Origin of the sequence: Paenibacillus sp. CF095, assembly GCF_900101225.1 — a bacterium.
Classification (GTDB): domain Bacteria; phylum Bacillota; class Bacilli; order Paenibacillales; family Paenibacillaceae; genus Paenibacillus.
Map to the genome: position 1 here is coordinate 2,391,343 of NZ_FMZN01000001.1, position 22,518 is coordinate 2,413,860.

General features: G+C 46.3%; 9 protein-coding genes. All 9 read right to left on the minus strand.

All coding sequences use genetic code 11. The features are described 5' to 3' along the window. Window positions 1-174 precede the first annotated feature (174 nt). A complete protein-coding gene (locus BLS69_RS10300) occupies window positions 175-1,158 on the minus strand; it encodes a LacI family DNA-binding transcriptional regulator (protein WP_091031102.1) in 984 nt (327 codons plus the stop codon). Between the two features lie 245 nt (window positions 1,159-1,403). Beyond that, window positions 1,404-3,077, minus strand: coding sequence for a ribonuclease J (locus BLS69_RS10305; RefSeq protein WP_091031104.1), 1,674 nt, complete (start codon window positions 3,075-3,077; stop codon window positions 1,404-1,406). 158 nt (window positions 3,078-3,235) lie between these two features. Then, entirely contained in the window at window positions 3,236-4,507 is a 1,272-nt protein-coding gene (rhaA, locus tag BLS69_RS10310) for an L-rhamnose isomerase (RefSeq protein WP_091031107.1), read from the minus strand. Window positions 4,508-4,526: 19 nt separating this feature from the next. Next, a complete protein-coding gene (locus tag BLS69_RS10315; protein ID WP_091016717.1) occupies window positions 4,527-6,596 on the minus strand; it encodes a bifunctional aldolase/short-chain dehydrogenase in 2,070 nt (689 codons plus the stop codon). 179 nt (window positions 6,597-6,775) lie between these two features. Further along, complete coding sequence (locus BLS69_RS10320) at window positions 6,776-7,708, minus strand: glycoside hydrolase family 5 protein (RefSeq protein ID WP_370739085.1); 933 nt, start codon at window positions 7,706-7,708, stop codon at window positions 6,776-6,778. Window positions 7,709-8,118: 410 nt separating this feature from the next. Next, window positions 8,119-10,458, minus strand: coding sequence for a beta-galactosidase (locus BLS69_RS10325; RefSeq protein WP_091031109.1), 2,340 nt, complete (start codon window positions 10,456-10,458; stop codon window positions 8,119-8,121). Window positions 10,459-10,509: 51 nt separating this feature from the next. Further along, complete coding sequence (locus BLS69_RS10330) at window positions 10,510-13,848, minus strand: DUF5107 domain-containing protein (RefSeq protein ID WP_091031111.1); 3,339 nt, start codon at window positions 13,846-13,848, stop codon at window positions 10,510-10,512. Between the two features lie 173 nt (window positions 13,849-14,021). Next, a complete protein-coding gene (treR, locus tag BLS69_RS10335; RefSeq protein WP_091031114.1) occupies window positions 14,022-14,732 on the minus strand; it encodes a trehalose operon repressor in 711 nt (236 codons plus the stop codon). A gap of 127 nt (window positions 14,733-14,859) precedes the next feature. Continuing rightward, window positions 14,860-22,365, minus strand: a complete 7,506-nt coding sequence (locus BLS69_RS10340; RefSeq protein WP_091031116.1) for a fibronectin type III domain-containing protein — start codon at window positions 22,363-22,365, stop codon at window positions 14,860-14,862. Window positions 22,366-22,518: the final 153 nt, after the last annotated feature.

A 22,518-nucleotide genomic window follows, 5' to 3' on the forward strand; every position in this document is an offset into this window, starting at 1 on the left:
TCTCCGTAAATGTTTAATTCTTATTTAACTTATACGAAAATCAATTATAGGAACCGGTTCCAATGGACGCAAAAAAATAATTCCATATGGCATTCATGCCTGCCCGCGTTCCGCATATCCGAATTGGATATCCATAGTGGAACCGGTTCGATGGAATTATCATAAAGGATGTTTTTATAGTTTGTCAACGCTTTCTCGAGGAATTAGTTCTACGTCCAGTGTTGTTCGTTCCTCCACCGACTCGCCTTTGACCAGACGAATAATGTGATTCGCGGCTACTTTACCTGCCTGCAAATAATGATACTTCACAGTAGTAAGCGTGGGGTGAATCATCTCCGTAATATCATATCCGCCAAATCCGGTAACAGACAAATCTTGCGGTATGCGGATTTTATTGGAGAACGCAATCTTCATCACTCCCAGTGCAATATTGTCCGTAGCCCCTACAATGATCGTTGGTGTGATTTCTTTCAGAATGGCTTCAGCGGTAACGATGGCTTCAGACATCTTAAAGCTTGTCTCATAATACTTCACTTCACATCCACCACACTCGGCGATTGCTCGCTGGAATCCTTGTTTACGATAGAACCCTACCGCCCGATCCTTCTCGCTAACTCCCATATACACGATCTTGCGGTGACCTTGTTCGACGACATATCTGCCCATCTCATAACCTGCCTGATCATCATTGTGAACCAGACTGTGCAGTTGCTCATGCTGCTGCCCCACCAATAACACCGGAATCCGTATATCCTCAACGGCCTTCAGATGTGCTTCAGTCACTTCAGCAGCCAGCAGAATAATACCCGACACCTTCTGTCGTGCAAAATCATAGATGGCATCAATCTCGCGCTGCATGTCCTGACTCGTATTAGCGATCAGCATCTGATACTGATTACTTCGCAGTTCTTCATCAATTCCAATCAATGTCTGGGATGTCGCAAAAGAATCGAGGCGTGGCACAACCGTACCGATGATACTGGTCTTCTTTGCCTTCAGACTCTGTGCAAATGTGTTGGGAACATAATTGTATTGTTTGATAATACGCTCAATCTTCTGGCGTGTATCCTCACTAACCGATCCGCCATTCAGGTAGCGAGAGACCGTGCTTTTTGCCACACCTGCCATCTGAGCGATATCAGAAATCGTTTTATTCATAAAGACTCCTCTTATTTCTATTAGCTAGTTTACCTTTTATTATACTTCGAATCACAAACCCATGGCGAATTTGATTCAACTCCATTTATCGCACGTCTATGGTAAATTCCCGATGTAATAGCAAAAGCCCGATATCAATGTGACGTTCATACAGAAGTATGATCCGACATTCATCAGGCTGTTTAACTTTCATATACACGTTTGCACAGACCATCAGGGCAAGGATAATACCTATCCCTGCTGACTCAGACCTCAATAATAATTGGCAAGATCATAGGTCTTCTCTTTGTTTGAGCGTAAATATAGTGACCGATCTCGTCTTTCAGCTTTCTTTTGATCACATTCCACTGATTCACCCCAGCCCCGGTCAACTCATCCATCCGGTTTAGAACAAGCTCATGGATCTCATGCATGAATTCTTCCGAATCCTTAACGAATATAAACCCTCTGGAGATAATTTCGGGTGACGTGACCATCTGTTTTTCCGTTTTGCTCAGTGTAGTCACAATCACCAGCATGCCATCGGATGACAGCTGCCTGCGGTCACGCAGTACAATATTGCCGACATCACCCATGATCAGACCGTCTACGAGACTGTTTCCTGACGCAATTTTGGGACCTAGCGAAGCAATGCCGTCTTTGTACTGTACCATATCCCCATTATTCACGATAAACACATGATCACGCTCTATACCTACGGATTCAGCAAGCAGTCTGTGCTGATACAACATACGGAACTCACCGTGGATCGGAATCAGATAATCCGGTTTCATCAGAGTAAGCATCAATTTGAGTTCTTCCTGACTGCCGTGTCCCGATACATGCATTCCTGCTGCACCACTTGAACCATATATCACTCGTGCTCCGAGAACATACAGGTTATCAATTACATGTGCTAGATTTCGTTCATTGCCCGGAATGGCTCCGGCAGCAATAATAACAGTATCGCCAGCATTAATTCTTACGTGAGGATGTTTACCGGATGCCAAACGTGACAATGCTGCCATCGCTTCTCCCTGGCTACCAGTGCATAATACAACGACTTGTTCAGGTGGAAACTGATCCGAATCGATAGCTTCAATCAACAATCCGTCAGGAACTTGCAAATACCCCAATTCACTGGCCACCGATACCACATTCACCATACTTCTGCCCAACAGTGCCAGTTTGCGACCCGTCTCAAATGCTGCATTCACAATCTGCTGTACCCTGCTGACATTCGACGCAAAGGTGGAGATAAATACTTTTTGTTTTGCACGGATAAAGGCATCCAGAATGTGGTCTCCCACAACACGCTCGGAAGGTGTAAATCCGGGTCTCTCTGCATTGGTACTCTCGGAGAGCAAGATATGGACACCCTGTTTGCCAATCTCGGCCATGCGGTGCAGATCTGGGAAAGGTCCATGTACAGGCGACATATCAAATTTGAAATCTCCGGTATGCACAACATTGCCTGCTGGGGTCTGAAAAAAGATACCAAGACAATCCGGTATACTGTGACTGGTGGCGAAAAAGGAAACCTCGATCCCTCCCAGCGTAATGCTGGAGTGAGCATCGATCGTGTGCAGGTCCGCCTTGCGCAGCAGCCCATGCTCTTTCAGTTTAAGCTCGATCAGCCCGCGAGTGAGCCTGGATGCATACACCGGGATGTTCATTTGTTTTAACAAATAGGGAATGCCACCAATGTGATCTTCATGTCCATGGGTAACCACAAGACCCCTTACTTTATCCAGGTTCTCCAGCAGATACGCTGCATCCGGAATGATCAGATCAATACCAGGCAATGTCTCATCGGGAAACTTCGAACCACAGTCAATCACGATGATGTCCTGATTGTACTGGATGAAATACATATTCTTTCCTATTTCATTTACGCCGCCAAGTGCAGCGATATACAGTTTGTTGTGGGCTAGATTCAACTCTATTATTCCTCCTCTGCGTGACAAACGTATGCGATACGGATCTATATTCCTAGTATGGAAGCAATCGCCTTACTTATGCATTTCAAAGTGATTATGCTAAAAAAACCACCATGGAATATTCATTCCACAGTGGTTTATACGAAAAATAAATACGGTTACACCAATGATTTATCACGCTGTAGCAATACGTCTTGTTCATAGGTTTTGATATCGGTGATCCACTTTTCACGAACTGGAACGCCTTGCTGAGCACAATAGTAGTCCCAGATCGCGCCAAACGGATAGGATTTGAACTCTTCCGTTAACGCGAGACGCAGGGTGTAATCTCCTTCCAACTCGGCTTGTTTCAAGGCATCCACCGGTTCGAGCATCGCTCGGAGAAGGGCTTTGATCGTATTACGTGTACCCACAACCCATGCAGCTACACGGTTAATGCTTGCATCAAAGAAATCCAATCCAATATGTGTGGTCGCAAGCAGATCATGTCGAACCAGTTCACGGGCAATTTCCAGCAACTCATCGTCCATAATTACCACATGGTCACTGTCCCAACGCATCGGGCGACTTACGTGAAGCAGAATGCCACTTGTAAACAGAGACAAGGACGACAGTTTATTGGAAATAACCTCAGTTGGATGGAAATGACCTGCATCAAGACAGATCAACGTATCATTTTGCAATCCGTAACCCATATAGAATTCATGAGAACCAACCACATATGCTTCCGAACCCAGACCAAACAGCTTACTCTCTACCGCGTCCAGGTTGTGCTCCGGGTTAAGTGGTTCGCCGAATACTTCATCCAGAGATTCTTTGAGACGTTTGCGTGGTGTCAACCGGTCAACCGGATTATCCTTGAATCCGTCCGGTACCCATACATTGGTTACACAAGTCTGACCAAGCTGTTCCCCGAAGTAAGCACCAATCCGGCGGGACGCCTTGCAGTGATCAATCCAGAACTTGCGAATCTCAGGGTCTGGATGACTGAGCGTGAACCCGTCACTTGATTTTTCATGGGAAAAACATGTTGGGTTGAAGTCCAGACCAAGTCCTTGTTCTTTGGCCCATTTCACCCAGTTGTCATAATGCTTTGGCTCAATCCGATCCAGTTCAACCTGCTCGTCTGTATCCGTGTAAATCGCGTGCAGATTGACCTTATGTTTGCCGGGAATCAGAGCAAAAGCTTGCTCCAGATCATTACGAAGCTCTGCAGGTGTGGTCGCAGCCCCCGGATATTGACCTGTAACGGAAATGCCACCTGTTAACTCCCCATCTTTATTCAGAAAGCCTTTGACATCGTCGCCTTGCCAGCAGTGTACGGATACTTTGATCTCCGCGAGTTTGTTCAGTACCACGTCCGTATCAATTCCGTGCTGGGCATACAATGCCTTGGCTGCTTCATACGCTTGCTTGACTTGGTTATCCATCCGCAAGAACCCTCCTATTTTAACGTGTAAATGCTGCCGGTACACCGCCATCAATGGTCATCATGCAACCGGTTGTTTTTTCGGATTTCGAAGAAGCAAAGAATGCAATTCCTTCTGCAATATCTCTTGGATAGATATTCACGAGCAATGTCGTCCGTTTGCGATAATACTCTTCCAATTGATCCGGTTCAATTCCGTATGCCGCTGCACGTTCGTTTCTCCAGGAACCGTTCCAGATTGCTGAACCCTGTAGAATGGCATCCGGAAGAATCGTGTTGACACGAATGCCATACTCTCCACCTTCTGCTGCGATACAGCGTGCCAGATGCGCTTCCAGCGCTTTCGCTGAACTGTAAGCAGAAGCACTTTTACCTGCATACACCGAGTTCTTGGAACCGATAAATACCATGCTTCCCCCAATGCCCTGTTGTTTCATCAGCTTGAAGGCTTCACGAGCCACGAGGAAATACCCTGTGCCCAGTACATTCATGTTCAGGTTCCATTCTTTCAGGGAAGTTTCGTCAAATGGGCTGGATGTGGCCAATCCTGCATTGTTCACGATGATATCCACTCCGCCATATTGCACCGCAACATCAGCATAAGCAGATTGAACAGCTTCCTCATCGGTCACGTCCATTTTCAGCGCATAAGCACGATTCGCACCGTACTGATCATTAATTTCCTGTGCTACCTTCTGTGCGCCTTCCAGATTGAGATCAGCGAGCACCACATGCGCGCCTTCTGATACCAATCTACGCGCTGTTTCACTTCCGATACCACCTGCGCCGCCTGTAATAAACGCCACTTTACGGGAGAATTCAGTTTCTGCCGGGGCCAGAGACAATTTATACAGTTCCAGCGGCCAGTACTCCACATTGTAAGACTCGTTTGCACTGAGCGATACGAATTGACCCAAGCTAGTAGCTCCACGCATAACAGCAATGGCTCTGTGATACAACGCTCCGCTTACTTGGGAAAGCGCCCAGCTCTTGCCTGTGTTGATCATGCCCACACCAGGAATCAGGATAACGCGAGGTGCCGCTTCGAACATGACATCACCTTCGTTTTTGTTGCTCTCAAAATACTGTTGATATTGCTCTTTGTAGGCAGCCACACCTTCTACCAGCTTGGCTTTTAAACCTTCAATATCTTCTGCATCCGGTGTCCAATCGATGAACAGAGGTACCACTTTGGTATGTACCAGATGATCCGGGCAAGCTGCACCCACCTGAGACAATTCCGGGGAATCTGCTCCGCCCACAAAAGCAAGTACGTCCTCTTGATCATCAAAGGACAAAATCATTTTTTTGCTATCCGATACCGCTCCACGAATCGTTGGCATCACACGTGATACGATCTGACGACGAACATCAGCGGCGAGTGCCGGGTGTTTCACACCACCAAACAAACTTTCTTCGTTCACCCGTGCTTCGATGAAAGCTTCTGCTTCATTGATAATCTTGATCGTTTGAGCGTAACATTCCTCGGATGTTTCTCCCCACGTCACAAGTCCGTGTTTTTCCATCAGTACGAGTTCGGCATTGGGATTCGAGAATACGCTTTCAGCAATCATTTTAGATAACGTAAACCCAGGGCGTACGTAAGGCACCCATACAAAACGATCACCGTAGATCTCTTTCGCCAATTCCTTGCCGTTATGCGCACAACACAGGCTGATAATCGCATCCGGGTGCGTATGATCCACATGTTTATATGGAAGGAACGCATGCAGAAGAGTCTCGATGGAGGCGCGCGGGTGCTTGGCATCAATCATGCAATGTCCCAGATATTCAACCATCTCTTCATCCGACATGGATTCACGTTCAATTAATGGCCTTATGTCTTCGAGCCCAAGTCCGGTAAAATGTTTCGCTTCCATGGAACCCAGATCAGAGCCGCTTCCCTTCACATACATTACTTCTACATCACGACCACGAAAATCCTTCACTGTCGTTTTGGTAGACGTATTACCACCGTAGATGTTACATACACTGCGATCAGAACCAATGAGATTAGATCGGTAAACCAACTGCTCAAGTCCTGTTGTTTTCTCAGATGCCTGCGATGCATTCCATAAACTCTGTACCATTTGTTTCCCTCCGATAATGTTTGTTTTATTCCTAATCCGAGTTTAACATCTTTGTTTTATTTTGAAAACAAAATATTTTAAAACCAAACGGAAATATTCAAAAGTAATTATAGATTGAGGTATATTATTAAAAAAACACCCTGACGTGAACGTCAGAGTGTTCCTGTATCATCGGCGGATTAGAAAATCCCCGCTTTTTGGGAAGTGTTTTTAATACCATAGGTATCATTAACTACGGTGTTGCCAAAGCTCGTTAAGCTTCCGTTCGGACCTGTGGCCATGTCCAGATAGTTCAGACCTGAACTGTTTCCGTACCAAGACCAGGCAAGCCAGCCTACCCCTTTTTCCTGACCATATCTCATGATGGCATACTCGTCCACATCACCGTTTGTGTGATATCCCCCGAATTCACCAATGATCAGAGCCAATCCTTTGTTCAGCACATTCTCCATATTGGCTTTGACCGTTGCAGCATCTTTGCCAGCATACTCATACATATGAATGGAGAAGACGGTATTTTTCTGTGAATCGGCTGCAAATACACTTTGTCCATAATCCACGATGGATTGAGGGAACTGTCCCCATCCGGCTGCATCCACAATTAGCGTATTTTTAATTCCCGCATTCCGGAGTTTCGGAATGGCTTTTTTGTAACCATCAGCCCACGCACTTCCATTCCACGTTCCATACCATTCGTTGGCGATGTTGACGATGACCCGATCTTCTTTGCCAATCAAAGCTTCCTTAATGCTAATCCAGTAGTTCACTGCCGCATCCAACGAATTATAATCATCTTTCCCTGTGGCGTCATGTACTTCAAGTACAGCTATCATTTTATTTTGGTTAACCACATTAATAATATTTTTAACAGCGTTCAGATCATCTTTGGTGTACAAGCTACCATTCGAAAGAACAATGCGTACCGTATTGGCACCTGTTTTGGCGATTGCAGGGATAGCGGTATTCAAATCATTCTTGAACCAGGAATGTCCGTGATTAACACCTCTCATGACAAAAGCTTTACCTGTGGAATCATACAATTTGTTACCGCTTACATAAAATCCTGTGGCAGCAGATGCTTTGGGTGCTGCACTCCCTAATACCATGAACATAAGAGCAGCAATAACCGTGAAGATTGTACACTTTTTCAGATTAACCATTCGTTTGGAACCTCCTGTATTTGTTTTTTTATTTCAATTAACCCTGCTCTAGGCAATAAGTTAACTAAAATCGTTGGTAATAGAAGTTTTTTTGTTAGTAAATAAACGACTAATAACTTTATTATAGTTACGTTATTTAGTCTAAATAAACTTTATCGTTAAGGTTATGAAGTTATAATAAATTGAAAACGCTTACTAGTCAAGATCTTTTTACCATGATTAGGAATCATTTGTTTTTACATAACACAGCAAAAAAGGCTCTCTCCCCTCACAATCGTTCGGAGAAAGAACCCTCTGTATTATTAACGTCAGTTAACTCTTGTTTAAGTCTTGTTTATCTGTTGTTTAATCCCTGATTTAGACTATGTGTCTTCCCTAACTCCCGCCAATACCACCCCCACCCGATACTGTGGTCTCACCCAAATCTCATTAAACTTCCCGATCTCCACGCCCTCAAACCGCTCCACATAAGCCTGATTAACATAACTCTCAGTCGTCCCTTTTCGAATTGGAGTTATAGACAGACGAAGCGCGTGATCAGCCAGCAAATGACGGGATTGCTTCAAACCAAGCATCCAGCTGTGCCCATAGTGAATATGATCTGTTAACATCTGATGATGAATATGTGCTGCAGCGACGTCTCCTTCATAATCAATCTCGATCCACACGTCATCTACTTGTTCCGGCCACGCTGTGTCCAATCTCAGTGTTGCTGCATACTCTTTGGGATAATCAACCTCTACAGCAGGCTCGTAAGGCGAAACTTGGAATGTGTACGTACCGAATATTCCCTGCTTCGACTGGGATGACACAGCATATTTAGAAGCTGAAACATGCTCTGGAGCCGGATAAAAGGATACTTCCATCTCTGGTTGCTCCACGGATGTACATATGAGCATCTCATTCTGTACATACAGATGACTGCTGCTAATTACAAGCCTTTCTTCTCCGCCCAAACGGAAACGGTAGGCATGTAATGCCTCTTCACGGGTCAATGTAATGATACGTATGACCATACCGTCGGATGTTGTGACTCTCAGATGATGGTCCTTGCCGGCAATCGGGTGTATCACAACCTCATTTCCTTGCTCAGATACTGTACCTTCGGGCATATCCACATTTGTAACAGATGTTGCATCAATAACATACTCAGGCGCCATACCTTCATGGGCATAAAACACAACCGTGAGCTCCTGATTTACCATAAATCGGGTCAGTGGCTGAACGGTAGCACTAATGATCTTCATTCCATTCAGATTCATATGGAAAGGCAGAATGGCTGCCATGCCGGATTTCAGCTGCATCGTTCCTTCTCTTGGATAAAAAGCAGTCCCTTTGCTGGTATGCAGTTCCAATTGTATATCTCGATCAGGCAACGCCACATGATCCTGATAATTATTTATGAACAGAAATCCAGAGCCATCTTGTTGCCGAACAGACCAACGCAGCTCCAACGTGTTCTCCGGGGTTATAGATTGTTGACCATCAGGTATAACACAGCCCATTGGCGCAAGCAACTCACCGTATGCTTCCAGGAACATGGACAAGCTTCGAATGCGGTCATACGATTCACCAACACGTCCAAATTCCCCGAGTGGCGATTGGTAATCATACGTCATTTTCGGCAATGCCTGCTCGTTCATATATGAATTTTTGCCTATCGGATTGGTCCCCCCGTGATACATATAATACCCAACCAGATTGCTGCCGTTCGCAAGTTTCACAATGGTCATCGCCTCGACACTGTCCGCATCAACAACCGGCCGAGCGTGATAACTGACCTGCATGCCCCCAGCAAGCTCGCAATACGCAGCAGGATACTCCAGACTGTCATAATCCACTTCTTCCACAGGATTCATATGCAGATCCCGGAACAAATACTCCCGGCTTGGAGGCTGATTGGGAATCCATGGTGTGTACGCATACCCCGCCAGCATCGGTAATGTTCCTTCATCAGGCACCGCAGCATTACCCCAGGCCGTGGCAGTATAGAACATCGGCTTCATACCGACTTCTTCGGCAATATGGCGAAGCATCTTCAGATGTTCTCGTCCATCCCGGCCGGAGGTAATGTATTTTTCGCGGGTATACCCCCATGCATCCATGGGTGCGCCAGCGTGCATGTACTCATTTTCCAACTGTACCCCGATAACAGGGCCACCCTCCTGATAAAAACAGCCGTTGAGCTGACGGGCAATCTCCCGGTATAATCGCTTGGCGTAATACAGATATCCTTCATCGTTCGACCTGACTTCGAATGGATAACTGAATAGCCAATCCGGCATTCCACCATTACGCACTTCTCCATGACAGAATGGACCAATTCGCACGATCAGCGGCAGCTCATGCTTGCCACACAGATCCACAAAGTGCCGCAAATTCAGGTTTCCTGACCAATTAAATCCCCCTTCCTGCTCCTCGTGAAAATTCCAGAAGACATAGGAAGCAACGATGTTCACCCCGCCTGCCTTCATCTTCAGTAATTCTTCTTCCCACTGCAAGTAAGCGAATCTGGAGAAATGAAACTCACCTACCAGGGGAATATGGGGTTTAGCATTACGAGTCATATAATAGTTGGTAAAATCATACGATTCCCCTCGTGGGCTTTTGCCGCCACTGCCAGTCATACGACCCGCACGAATGTCCTTATCTTCCGCATCCAATATAAAGCGAATATGGCTACCTGCTATACTATCATTCATGGATTATATAACTCCTTCGATATAAATGGGATGTGTTGAAACGATTATCAATTATCGATGGAGGATTGCCCCTTGATGATTCGGGTTTTTCTCCAGTACCCGCTCCAACTCAAGTTTGGCTTCACTCGTCCGACCCAGTCCCAGAAGACCTAGTGCCCGCATATACCGGCAATGTTCTTCATTTCGCTGATCTAAGTCGTCGTCGAATACTAGAAAATCGGGCAGAGATACCGCAAAATAATCCATTCGGATGTGATCATGCATATGTCTTTCCGCATAGTCAATGAGTTTGTTAAATCGTCGGTTTGCTTCCTTCACATTGCCAAGTTTCTGCCAAGCCAGCCCCTGATAATAGATGGATTCCGGCGGTTGGTCATTATAAAACATCGCGCTTGCCGGTTCATTCAAACCGATAGATGCTCTGTGGAAATTCTCCTCTGCCGCCTGATTCTTCTTCAGTTGCTGGTAGGCACAGCCAAGATAAAAGTAAACGTGATTGTCTCCGGCACCCTCCAGCTTACCTTCACCTAAGTTCTCCGGGTAAACTAATGCCTTCTGCAACAGCTCCAATGCTAGTTCAGGTTGTTGTTTCTCCAGTTTTTGCTTCGCCAGTTCCGTCAGTGCCGTAACATATTGTCCAGTTACCTTGCCTTCTCCACCTTCCCATGGATGAAACCGCCGGGTCTGAAGGGCATTCCATGCTTCTTGATGGCTACCTTGCATATTCAGTAAAGTCACCCACTCGATATACAGATCATCACGGTGGTGAATCAACTCCATATGTTGTTCCAGCAATTTGATTCGATGCTCGCAGGAATACCCTATCTTCTTTTGCAATTGATCCAACTCGTAGAAGATTCGGGCATCCTGTGTATCCAACCGGAAAGCTTCCTCTAATGATGCCAGTGCAAGATCGTGGCGATTCAGCTTGTTATAATAAGCCAGTCCCAGATTCCGATGTACAGTCGAATATGCAGCATCCACCTCTCGTGAAGTTTCCCAATGGGTGATTGCTTCCTTGTATCGTTTATGATCATATAACCAATTTCCCAGGTAATATTGAGCACGCGCATCATTCGAATCCACTGCCAATGCATCCTGAAGCACCATGAATTCAAATAACGTATTAGGAAAACAATAATCCGTTGGAGCAGCTTTCCCTTGTCTTTGACATTCCCGGGCCTGCTCCACATCCCCCAACTGACGATACAAGTAAGCCTTAGCATAACCAACCAAAGGATACGGCTGTGAATTTTCGGATTCAACATACGAGAGTACCGTCAGTGCTTCTTCCCACAACCCACTATCCGCGTAATCTGCGGCTACATTCAGATAATTATAAACGTCTTCTCGCATCAGACGATGGAAATGTTCACGTGCTTGCTCCGCTTGTTCTCTCTCTGAAGGTGCAGTTGCTCCGCTGTAGATCAGGACTAATTCATGTGCAGCTCCAAATTCAACCGGGTCCAGTTCCAACGTTTCATACGCATATTGGAGGGCCCGTTTAACTTGACCCAACCTGCGCAGCAGACACACCTTCAGATGCCGAGCCTTGTAGTTTCTACTGTTACGAATCAGCGAACGTTCGATGTGATCCAGCGCTTCCAGCTCCCGATGTAACGCTGTATCGATCTGAGCAAGCATATAATAACCCGTATCCTGATACTGTGCAGACCATACGGCTTTATACAGTGCTGCGTAGGCTTCTTCCTGTTTCCCCTGTAGTTTCAAACTCAGACCGAGTTGGTAAAATGCTTCACTATCATATGGATTCGTATTTTTCCACGTCAGCGATTGAACGGCCTGTCTGAAATGCTTCTCTGCATCTTGAAACAACCCTCTGCGCAGCAGCAATGTGCCATACGCAATGTTTAGACGAATATCCGTTGCATCACGCTTCAACCCTTCCAGATAATAAGGTTCCGGTTCATACGTGGCATGCCGATATTGCTCCAAATGAAGACCAGCCAGATATAGTTGTTCATTCGTACGAATCTCGGATGGTAACGGGAGTGGTGTGGCCGGATCTGGAACTTCCTGAATCTCAGAACGTTCAGGCTGATAGGCCACGAGTACTCTTCCTTCCGCACTTCGAACACTTAACTTCAACTGATGCCATTCATCTTGTCCGCTCCACGGGAACGAATATTTATATAGTTCCGTAGGTGAGATATTACATCTCTCATGGAGATATACCGTGGTTGGACCTATCACTTCAACGGTCACTTGTTCAAAAACCGACGTCGCATATACCATCACGGTTACCATTCCGGTCGTTTCATCCTTTTCCAGATTAGCCGCTGCATCAATCGATGCATTTTTGACCATACCAATTCCTTTATACGGCATAAAATACTGTGAAAATGATTTCGCTTCATAAGGCTGTAACCATGTAAAATCAGGCTGATTATCGGTATAGATCCCTGTCATTAATTCAATATATGGTCCATCCTCGTCCGTTAACTGTCGATCCCAGGCTTGCCCGAATTCCCCATTCCCCCAGGTCCATTGCTTCTTGCCCGGAGAAAAATGATGATTAGCCACATGCAACAAACCTGCCTGAACCCCGTGATCATAACCCCCTACAAAATTATAATCCGACTTATACGCCATATAGGATGTTGGAACCGGTATGTTTTTATATCGCGAGATATCCACACCTTCGGAATAGTCCATCTTGTAATAGGTTCCGGTTGCGATGGGAAAGCGGGATACGTCACGTTTTCCGTGGTCCAGCACAGCTGTTACATCAGGTGGAAACACAGATTGCGTATGATCGTTGACAGCTACAGCCGGGTTGGCCCACCATAGAAAAGTTTGAGGTGCGCTGGTGCGATTGTATACCTCGGCATGGATTTCAAGATAGGCTTTCCCGGGATGTAATGTGAAGCCAGCGGTCATTTTGGTACCATACATGCGATCAATCTCACCCACCCACACGGTAGCGCTTCCATCTTCATTACTGCTAAATGTATAGTCGACTGGACCAAACGTGTTGGGCCGATGATGCTGTGGCCAGTTGAATTCAATTCCTCCGGAAATCCATGGCCCTGCCAGACCCACAAGTGCAGGTTTAATCACCCGGTTATAATATACAAAATCGTAGTTATTGGTCAGATCCAGCGCACGATAGATCCGTCCACCCAGTTCGGGCATCATCTCAATACGTACATATTCATTTTCGAGAATAACTAATCGATAAGATTTCATTTTGGCATCATCTTCAATGCTGTCGATCACGGGATGCGGGTACACCTTCCCCGAACTCCCTTGGTAGATTCTCTTTTCAAGAAACATCGGATTTTTGTCCGGTTTACCTGTACGATAGGTTGGAATATCTCTGGTTTCTTCCCATATGCGAACATTTGATGTCGCTGTCACGTGATTCAATTCGCTCACTCCTCGGCCTCGTATATATTGTGATCATACGCTCCGACATGCAGGAAGAACATTGACATTAAGCGGTTCTTGATGGACGATCTTCGGATTCCCACATAACCAAAGAGAGTACCTATCCACTGAATAATGCAGTGAAAGGTACTCTCTGATCGTTCTTGATTAACTTATCTGCGACGCGCAAAATCCACAAATCTGAACTTGTCCGGTCGATGCCTCGATTCCGTATACTGAAATTGACTGGCATCCTCCAGGTACACTTGGCTCCTCACCACAACCACATTATGGAACCCTTCAAGGTCAAGCAGTTCCCTGTCCTCAGCGGTGGGTTCTTCCACCAAAATCTCTTTTTTGGCAAACGAAATGGAAAGCCCCAGCTCTTGCTCAATGTACTCATAGATGGAATCATTACAGATCTCTTTACTGAGCCCAGGAACAAGCCGCTGGCTAATGTAATCTTTGTCCAGTATGACATGCTCTCCATCCACTTTGCGCACACGTCTGATCGCCCAGACCTGTTCATTCAGACCAAAGTTAATATTCTTATGCAACGCCTGATCCACTTGTTGCTCCTCGAAAACCTTCACATACGTTTGAGCGCGATGTCCCATTTTTTTGGCTAATTCCTTGAAGCTAACTAGACCTGAGATGGGAAAATCGATCTTGCGTATGTCCAGTACAATCGAGCCCTTGCCTTGAATCTTCTGAATGTAACCTTCTTCGTACAACATTTTCAATGCTTTGCGAATAGTCTCTCGAGACGTTTGATAACTTTCCGATAGATCCAGTTCCGATTGAAGCAGCGTCCCTGCCTCAATCTCTCCGGTCCGAATACGATCTGCAATATCTTCATATATCCGGATAAATTTATTATTCATTATTCATCACCATTGTTCATTACCCTTTTTTTATCATATTGGCAACCATTATAGCATTAAAAACCAATCAAGCGGTAATGTCGTTACTAGCGATGCTTGCAGTATCACATGTAAGAATCAATTCAATTTAGATATGACGATCAAACGCTGACGCTTTCTTCACTTGATCTGTACGGTTCTCATCCATGACTTGAATCAGCTTATTTAAGCGGAAGATCAGCGCTGCAGCTTCGGATCTGCTCAAATGCTGCATGGGACGGAAGCTGCCATCTTCATATCCGGTAATCATGTACAAACCCGCAAGTTCCTGCACTTCTTCTTGGGCCCAATATGATACATCAGTCTGGTCGGTAAACGCTCTTGGGGAAGTAAGCGGTTCCGGTCTGATTTTACGAACAACATTTGCTATAATCTTAGATGCCTGTTCACGTGTTACCAGTGCATACGGAGCGAATTTGCCGTTCCCCATCCCTTGAACCATCTCATGATGAACGGCTGCCTTAATCTCAGGAGCGAACCAATCATCATCGTTTACATCCTGAAATCCATGGTGTTCATTAACCATTGTGTCCACACCCATCAAACGCACGATCAATGCGGTGAACTCTGCACGCGTGATCGGACGGCGTGGTTCGAAGCGAGTTTCACTTACACCTTGAATGATATTTTGTTCCGCCAGCCAGGTGATCTGGTCTTTATTGAATGTTTGGCTGATATCAATAAATTTGATATTTTTTTTCGCAGGTAACTCAGGTTGCTCATCAGAAGGTTCAGGTTGTGAACTCACCTCATCGGCTTTTACCGAAGTACCTGCTGGATTTGAAGCTGTACCACTACCGCTCCAAGCGGATGGTGGATACGGAAAAGTCATGGCTGCGGCCCGTTTGCTTTCACTTTTCTCACCTGTTGAATTCTCCGTCCATACTTCCACCTCATAATGCTGCTCGGCATTCAGCCCTGACCATACATGACTACGCTCGGTGCCACGGTAGATCTCACGATCTTTATGGGTGATCACTATCACCTCATTCATGGAATCCAGTTCCCAAGTTAGCTTAATCGTACTTGTGCCTTGCGCTACGGCTGCAACTGTCAGATCCTCGGATGGCAGCGTCTCGAATTCCGGAACCTGGAGCACTTCACCCTCCCCTGCCTCATTAAATGGAATGATTGCAAAGTCAGTATAACGCTCTGCACTGTTTAAATCAGTCACATGTATGGATGTCTCTGCTGTCGTTCCCACAAGCTCTTCATTTCGATAAAATCGATAACCCGCAGCACCAGGAATCAGTTCCCATACAATGTCTACACCATACATCGAACGGCCCTCTACTACAGGAGGTGAAGCAGCACTACCGGGCAAAGTCATGGCATGAAGGTAATAACCACCATCACTACTGCCCGAGACATTCATGGTCTTGACTGTATAGATATAGTTCACACCCGGTTCAAGTCCCTTGTCGTCATAGAACAGTTCGTCTGCAGGAACACGAGCAACCTCCACACCGTCACGCTCAATGATGAACAACTCGGCACCTTCGACCCGGCTCTGTTCCAATAGAAGACGAATGTGGTCCTTCGCCGAATGATACTCCACTTTGACAGGAGCTGCTGGCTTGGTCAGGACAGAATACGCCAGCTTCTCCGATGCATCTCCCTGATCATTCTCTGTGTAGATTTGAATCGGGTACTGCTTGCCTGCATCTAGTTGCTCAACAATAAACTCTTTTGTTTTGCCTCTATATACTTCAGTACCATTTAGCAATACAACGAATGTTTCGTTCCCATAAGGAAAGTCCCATTCCAGTTTGGCGTGATCAGTCTCGGGGTATATCTTCATTTCCAGTGAATCAACATGAGGCAAGGTGTAAAATGGAGTCACGGTCATTGGGTTTCCTGAACCAGCCGTATTATAAGGAATAATCTGTACCTGATCATATCGGGTTGCACTCTCCAGATGAGTTAATCTCACCTCTGTGATATCCCCTTCTTCAATCGTGGTGAACATCTGATCTCCGATACGTATGGTATATCCCTCCGCACCTTGCACCTTTGGCCAAGAGATCAATCCCTCCTTTTCCCCAATCATGCTTGCATGTAAAGGTTCGTTAATGGTCGCAGGCAACGTGCGCAAGTGAACTTCGAAACCGGAATCACTCTCTCCCGTTGCATTTGATGTTTTGATGGTATACGTGTAATGCTCTCCTGGTGTCAGTCCATGATCTTCAAATGAAGCTTGATCTGCTGGAACCTTAGCGACTTCAACGCCATCCCGCATAATGACGAATTGCTCTGCTCCCCGTGTGGAGCTTCCAGTCAGGTCCAGTACCGCAGTCTGATCTGTGATGTGTGTTATGCCTGCCGTCTGAGGTGAGATGGGCTTCGTTAAAACCTGAATCTGGATAGACTCTGACCGATAACCATCTTCATTAATCGCAACAAGTTCGAATTCATACGCTGTGCCATCCAGCATACTATTGAGATGTACAGACGGTTCAGACACGCTCTGTACATCTCCCGTTACCTGATTACGAATTTCATAAACAGCCGCTCCCTGAACAACATCCCAAGCCAGATCCACCGCATGTGTTCCGGCTTTCACTGTGATACTTTCTGCAACCAATGGCAACGTTTGAGTCATTACACTGAAAGTAAGCGGCGCACTCGTTCCACTCGCATTGACTGCCCGAATCGCATAAGTATATTTCGTTCCTGGCGTCAGTTCCTTGTCTACGAATTGGGTTTCACTTGAATCCATCTGAGCGATCTCTCTTCCATCCCGTTCAATGACGTAATGATCTGCACCTTGGACACCTGTGTTGCTGAAATCCAGACCAAGGCTGTTTTTTGCCACATCATATACTGCAACCTGAACGGGTTTCTGAGGCAAAGTCAGCAAGGATACATCCTTCGCTTCAGAACGAGTCTCCTGTCTGTTGACCGCCCATAGTTGATAATGATGCCACGTCCCATCCTGTAGACCGGTAATCGTTGCTTCATTCTCGATGCCCCTATAGATCTCCTTGCCATTCTGCTCAATCACATATTCAGCGGCACCTTCCACCTCAGACCAGGAAACTTTTGCCCGATGTACTCCTGGATCAACAAGTACTTCGGCAGGCGATACCGGTTTGGACAATCGGATGAGCTGCGCTCTCTCACCGGAACCGGAAGCATTCGCAGCCTGAACTTCCAAAACGTACTCTGTACCTGGCAACAATCCCTCAGCCGTGTAGGTCAGTTCTGATGTTCTGCCTACTTCTGTTCCATTGATTTTCACAATATAGAGATTCGCCGTATCTACAGCTTGCCATGCAAGTCCCATACTTGTCTCACCTGTCCATGTGACATTCAGTCCTTCCGGCCTGCTAGGTAGCGTAAGAATTGTACTACTGGTGGATGCACCGTACCCGGCAGCATTGCCCGCCTGGACTTCATAGGTAAACTCACGACTGCTTGACAGATGCTGAACTGCGAGTTGTGTATCTGATATCTCATGGCTCTGTCCATCGATGACCACCCGATATTTCGTTGCCCCAACGACAGGCTCCCAGCTCAAGATCGCTCCCTGTTCAGTTACTTGAACAACGTGAAGTCCCGATGGGCTCTCCGGTAGCGTTGTTCCTGATATCGAACTGCGCATCCCTTGTCCACTTCCGTTCACCGCTTGAACAGCCAGTTGATATGATGTTCCCGAATCCAGGCCCGCAAAGACCCATTCTTGGGTTCCGACAGGAACCGTTCCGGACTTCTCTCCATTCAACCATAACTCATAACGATCGGCTCCTCGTACTGCATCCCAATTCAGACGAAGGCTCGTTGTGGAAGCATCCGATACTTGTAAGCTGGTCACCTGCCCAGGTAACGTCTTGAGCAAAGGTAATCCTGCCAAGGGCCCTGGTCCTGTCTCGTTTCCGGCAATTAACGCATAGCTGTACTCCGTGCCACTATCCAGACCTGAATCCAGATACTCCGTCTGCTCTCCTTCATATATAGCTGTTCCATCACGCGAAAGACCATAATACGTTGCAGAAGTCACCGTATCCCACGTTAATGAAATATCATGCTCCCGAATCTGAACGGCCATAAACTCACCGGGCATTGCCGGCAGTGTGAGAAATCCGGTCCTACTGCTACCACCTGCGCCACTTTCATTCATTGCCGTTACCGAAATGTTATGAATGGTTCCTGGAACGAGGTTGCTGACATAGGGAAGGCTGCCAGGATCAGATAGCTTCTGATCAAATACGGTGGCACCGTCCGAAGTAGTCGCGATGATGCGGTAAGCATCTGCTCCTCGTACTGAATCAAATTGAATTTCGGCCAAATTGGGTTGCGAATCTACTTTTCGAACGCGCAACGTTCCGGGAGCTGCCGGGATAGTTAATACTTGAACACTTACTGCATCACTTACTCCGGTATGGTTTCTCACTCTAACTTCATATTCATAGACCTGACCACCGCTTAGGGAGTTATCGATTATACTGTGGTTAGGATAATCCAGTGTCCATGACTGTCCTGTTGTTTTATTCGTTATCTCATACTGATATCCATTGGTATACCTTTCCCCTGTTGGCAAATCCACTGTAAGTTCAGCTGATGTCTCAGCGATCTGTGTCATTCTCACATGACTCGGTTGCTCGGGCTTGCTTTGAATATGGTAAGGTGATGATGTTGTCTCATATGTATTACCTGCTCTGTCCATGGTTTTCGCATGGATGTACCATATGCCTTCCGATTCGATGGATATTTTATGCTCGTCAGAGTGAGCTTCAAGCCAATGCTCCGGTGATTCTGCACTGTTCGTAACTTGATAGAATCGTTCCAGTTCTTGAATGCCTGATTGGGCGTCGGCATACTGAATGGTAGTGGATATGTCCATGTCCGTCCAGCCATGTCCATTTGGTGCAAATGTAATCGTTGGAGCCATCTGATCCACATAGGCGATTCGACTCACTTCCTTGCTCACATTACCAACGGTATCTCTTGCTCGGGCTCGAATGGTGGTTGCGCCGTTTGTACTAACTGTACCGCTATTTCCTGTCATATACGAGGCATCATTCATGCTGTATTCATAGGAAATCGCTTGTTCATCAACACTTCCAGCGATAGTGAATTGCACATGTTCTTTACTCCATCCAGAAGGACTTAAACTAATCACCGGCTCGGTTGGAGCTGTCGTGTCGATTCGAACTGTAGCCTGAGCGGACGTGCTTATATTACCTACACGGTCAAGTGAGCGTACATATACGATCGTTTCTCCCTCATCGGTAACCGTCACTTCGCCCGTGTAATCGATCCAGGGACCTTCTTTGTTAAGTCGATATTGGCTCTTGGCAAGCCCACTGCCTGCATCTTCACCACTGTTTATTGCAAAAGTTACATCCTGATTCGTCCAATCCTCTTCACTTAACGTAATCGTTGGTTGCTCAGGCCCAGTCTTATCGATTCTGGCTGTTGCCGAAGTGGAAGCACTGACATTGGCGGCCCGATCAACACTTCGTGCATAAATCTTGGTTATTCCTTCTTCACTGAGTGTAAGAGGGGTCTTGTAGTCTATCCATTCTCCCTCGCTTCCCAGCTTATACTGTGTCAGACCAATGCCACTTGCTTCGTCGGTACCTTCCGTTAATGTCACGATTACCGCCGCTTTTGTCCATTCGGGCGGATTCAACGAGATAACAGGTGGCGTTGGTGCCGTCCGATCTACCCTGGCTGTCACAACTGTTTCCTGCCCTGTATTACCAAACGCATCAATACTGCGTGCCATAACAGTTGTGTTGCCTTCACTGCTTACGGTAAACGGAGTACTGTATTCACGCCATTCTCCTGTCAGACCGACTTTAACTTCAGTCTTTTGAGTTCCGCTCAAGGCATCTTTTCCCTCTTCAACCGTAACGAGAACATCTTCCTTGGTCCATGAGGATGGAGTGACTATAACAGACGGAGCAGTTGGACCCGTCGTATCTTTCATCATCTCTCCGGCGGATATAAATGGGGTCTGTATCCCTTCTCCATTCAGTGCCGCCACAAACACTTCATATTTTCCGTCCGCGAGTCCGGTCAGGGCAAACGCTGTACGTGTGGAAGTTGTTGTTCCCGTTGCAAGGACTTGCCCGCCTGGACTGCGTATTTCCGTTTTATAATGCGTACCTGCAGGATTTCCATTATTATTCCAACTCGCTGTAACGGAGTTGCCTGATTGTGTCACTGCCGCAGCAGCGGGTGGATTGGCCAGTGTATACTTGGAAGCTGGACTGGAGTAACCCGTATAGGAACCACTTGAATTTTTGGCCCGTACGGCAAAAGAATAACTGGTATTCGGAGTGAGCCCAGTCACCTGCCGACTGTTTGACGCACCTGTATCCACGATTTGATTTGTCGTCATATTTTTCAGTTCGTACGTAACCGATGCATCATTCGCCTTCTTATCCCAATTCACCGTCATGTTATTAGAATTAACCAATGTATATGTCGGCGTTCCGGGCACAACAAAACTTCTTACCGTAAAGTTAACGGTGCCTGCTGAGGACACCCCACCTTTGTCATCCATGACCCATACTTGTAATGTGTGCGTACCATCTGGCAGGGTATCAGGCAAAGTGTAATTGGTGTTGAAAGACTGATTTGAACCCGTTGCGGTCATCTGGGTCAGAATATTCTCGGACCCACCATCAATGGACCATTTCACGGTCAACAGGTCGCCTACATCCGTATCTCGTGTTGTACCAGAGATCTGAAGTTGCTCGCCTTTGTAATAGGTTTGACCTGAAGAGGGTGCTGTTAAGATAAATGAAGGTGGAGCATTTTTGGGGCCAATCCCCACAATGGTTGAAAATTTACGTGAAGCCTGATTCGCTGTTGTCTTGGCGTCCCACCAAAATTGTGCAGCTGTATCACTCGCCGTAACGGTCTGGCCTGGAGTGAACGCTGAAGGTGAAGAACCCCCTGTTAGCTGCGCATTGTCCGGACCGCTGTACTGTCCCATATATATGCGATCTGCATTCACAACATTGTACGTATTGGCATAAAAAGCCGTGACCTGAACACCGCCGCTGTAATTGCGCCATCCATTCTCGATGACTTCAAACGGAGATGCATCATTGCCATTCACCATCGTATCCCAATAAAATGTTCCACCCAAATTCAGTGCCGTTCCACTACGATTGATAGCTTCCAGTTCAACCTTCATGTACCCACCTTGTGAGGTAGCATTAACGATAGATACACGCAAAATATATTCCACATTGTCCTTTTGCCGGGACATTTCAATCACATTATTGTTAATTCGGTAATAATTCAATGGCAATGTTTTGAAGTTCACGGGTGATCCATTATGGTCGATAATCGTAGATACATTCCCTGTATCGCCACCGTAAAATACATTTGTGTTTGGTAGTAATACAATTCTGTATTTGCCATCACTGTTCATCTCTACTTTCACCTTGGAGGACTGTACAGCCTTCATGCTGGACGTGTCGGATACAATCCCGATTGTTTCAACCGTTTCAGCCATTACCGTGGCTGTACCCCATTCAAGCAACAGGGCTTGAGGTGATAATAACGCAAATGCCAGTACCACTTTGGTTAGCTGTTCCGCTTGTTTCTTCACACGTTTTCCTGATTTCTTCAACGTCTACTCTCCTTTTTGGCACACAAAAAAGGGAAGCACCCCAACAAAGGAACGATGTCCTAAGTTGGGGTGCCTCCCCTAACAAGTGTCATTTTTTCTTGATTATAACGATTAAGCGCATGAATGTAAACACTTGATCATGAACGCCTTACT

Bases quoted from the DNA above. Each gene is read 5' to 3' on its own strand.
- BLS69_RS10300 (WP_091031102.1), bottom strand. From the start codon at position 1,158: ATGAATAAAACGATTTCTGATATCGCTCAGATGGCAGGTGTGGCAAAA.
- BLS69_RS10325 (WP_091031109.1), bottom strand. From the start codon at position 10,458: ATGAATGATAGTATAGCAGGTAGCCATATTCGCTTTATATTGGATGCG.
- BLS69_RS10320 (WP_370739085.1), bottom strand. From the start codon at position 7,708: ATGTTCATGGTATTAGGGAGTGCAGCACCCAAAGCATCTGCTGCCACA.
- BLS69_RS10315 (WP_091016717.1), bottom strand. From the start codon at position 6,596: ATGGTACAGAGTTTATGGAATGCATCGCAGGCATCTGAGAAAACAACA.
- treR (WP_091031114.1), bottom strand. From the start codon at position 14,732: ATGAATAATAAATTTATCCGGATATATGAAGATATTGCAGATCGTATT.
- rhaA (WP_091031107.1), bottom strand. From the start codon at position 4,507: ATGGATAACCAAGTCAAGCAAGCGTATGAAGCAGCCAAGGCATTGTAT.